Raw genomic sequence first — 2,503 nt, forward strand, 5'->3', positions numbered from 1 at the left:
GTCGTGACTGCGTGCCTTTTGAAGAATGAGCCTGCGAGTTAGCGGTGTGTAGCGAGGTTAACCCGTGTGGGGAAGCCGTAGCGAAAGCGAGTCCGAATAGGGCGATTGAGTTGCACGCTCTAGACCCGAAGCGGAGTGATCTAGCCATGGGCAGGTTGAAGCGGAGGTAAGACTTCGTGGAGGACCGAACCCACCAGGGTTGAAAACCTGGGGGATGACCTGTGGTTAGGGGTGAAAGGCCAATCAAACTCCGTGATAGCTGGTTCTCCCCGAAATGCATTTAGGTGCAGCGTCGTGTGTTTCTTGCCGGAGGTAGAGCACTGGATAGGCGATGGGCCCTACCGGGTTACTGACCTTAGCCAAACTCCGAATGCCGGTAAGTGAGAGCACGGCAGTGAGACTGTGGGGGATAAGCTCCATGGTCGAGAGGGAAACAGCCCAGAGCATCGACTAAGGCCCCTAAGCGTACGCTAAGTGGGAAAGGATGTGGAGTCGCAGAGACAACCAGGAGGTTGGCTTAGAAGCAGCCACCCTTGAAAGAGTGCGTAATAGCTCACTGGTCAAGTGATTCCGCGCCGACAATGTAGCGGGGCTCAAGCGTACCGCCGAAGTCGTGTCATTGCAGCAATAGGGCCAACGCCCGCTGTGATGGGTAGGGGAGCGTCGTGTGCCGGGTGAAGCAGCAGCGGAAGCTAGTTGTGGACGGTTCACGAGTGAGAATGCAGGCATGAGTAGCGATACACACGTGAGAAACGTGTGCGCCGATTGACTAAGGGTTCCTGGGTCAAGCTGATCTGCCCAGGGTAAGTCGGGACCTAAGGCGAGGCCGACAGGCGTAGTCGATGGACAACCGGTTGATATTCCGGTACCCGCTTTGAAACGCCCAATATCGAATCAGGCGATGCTAAGTCCGTGAAGCCGTTCCGGACCCTTCGGGGAAAGGAAAGTGGTGGAGCCGACGAACCAGACTTGTAGTAGGTAAGCGATGGGGTGACGCAGGAAGGTAGTCCAGCCCGGGCGGTGGTTGTCCCGGGGTAAGGGTGTAGGCCGAGGGGTAGGCAAATCCGTCCCTCATTAAGGCTGAGACCTGATGCCGAGCCGATTGTGGTGAAGTGGATGATCCTATGCTGTCGAGAAAAGCCTCTAGCGAGTTTCATGGCGGCCCGTACCCTAAACCGACTCAGGTGGTCAGGTAGAGAATACCGAGGCGTTCGGGTGAACTATGGTTAAGGAACTCGGCAAAATGCCCCCGTAACTTCGGGAGAAGGGGGGCCATCACTGGTGATCGGATTTACTCCGTGAGCTGGGGGTGGCCGCAGAGACCAGCGAGAAGCGACTGTTTACTAAAAACACAGGTCCGTGCGAAGCCGTAAGGCGATGTATACGGACTGACGCCTGCCCGGTGCTGGAACGTTAAGGGGACCGGTTAGTCACATTTCGGTGTGGCGAAGCTGAGAACTTAAGCGCCAGTAAACGGCGGTGGTAACTATAACCATCCTAAGGTAGCGAAATTCCTTGTCGGGTAAGTTCCGACCTGCACGAATGGCGTAACGACTTCTCGACTGTCTCAACCATAGGCCCGGTGAAATTGCACTACGAGTAAAGATGCTCGTTTCGCGCAGCAGGACGGAAAGACCCCGGGACCTTTACTACAGTTTGATATTGGTGTTCGGTTCGGCTTGTGTAGGATAGGTGGGAGACTTTGAAACCCCAACGCCAGTTGGGGTGGAGTCGTCGTTGAAATACCACTCTGGTCGTGCTGGATGTCTAACCTCGGTCCGTGATCCGGATCAGGGACAGTGTCTGATGGGTAGTTTAACTGGGGCGGTTGCCTCCCAAAGGGTAACGGAGGCGCCCAAAGGTTCCCTCAGCCTGGTTGGCAATCAGGTGTTGAGTGTAAGTGCACAAGGGAGCTTGACTGTGAGACCGACGGGTCGAGCAGGGACGAAAGTCGGGACTAGTGATCCGGCGGTGGCTTGTGGAAGCGCCGTCGCTCAACGGATAAAAGGTACCCCGGGGATAACAGGCTGATCTTCCCCAAGAGTCCATATCGACGGGATGGTTTGGCACCTCGATGTCGGCTCGTCGCATCCTGGGGCTGGAGTCGGTCCCAAGGGTTGGGCTGTTCGCCCATTAAAGCGGTACGCGAGCTGGGTTTAGAACGTCGTGAGACAGTTCGGTCCCTATCCGCTGTGCGCGTAGGAATATTGAGAAGGGCTGTCCCTAGTACGAGAGGACCGGGACGGACGAACCTCTGGTGTGCCAGTTGTCCTGCCAAGGGCATGGCTGGTTGGCTACGTTCGGGAGGGATAACCGCTGAAAGCATCTAAGCGGGAAGCCTGCTTCAAGATGAGTATTCCCACCTCCTTGAGAGGGTAAGGCTCCCAGTAGACGACTGGGTTGATAGGCCAGATGTGGAAGCCCGGTAACGGGTGAAGCTGACTGGTACTAATAGGCCGAGGGCTTGTCCTCAGTTGCTCGCGTCCACTGTGTTAGTTCTGAA

The 2,503-nt window shown here is 56.3% G+C and carries 1 rRNA gene; it reads left to right on the forward strand.

Annotation, left to right across the window (positions count from 1 at the left end):
* Positions 1-2,472, forward strand: a 23S ribosomal RNA gene (locus tag ACFWBN_RS39755); the annotation flags it as partial.
* Positions 2,473-2,503: the final 31 nt, after the last annotated feature.

The sequence above is a fragment of the Streptomyces sp. NPDC059989 genome (assembly GCF_042736975.1).
Lineage (GTDB): Bacteria > Actinomycetota > Actinomycetes > Streptomycetales > Streptomycetaceae > Streptomyces.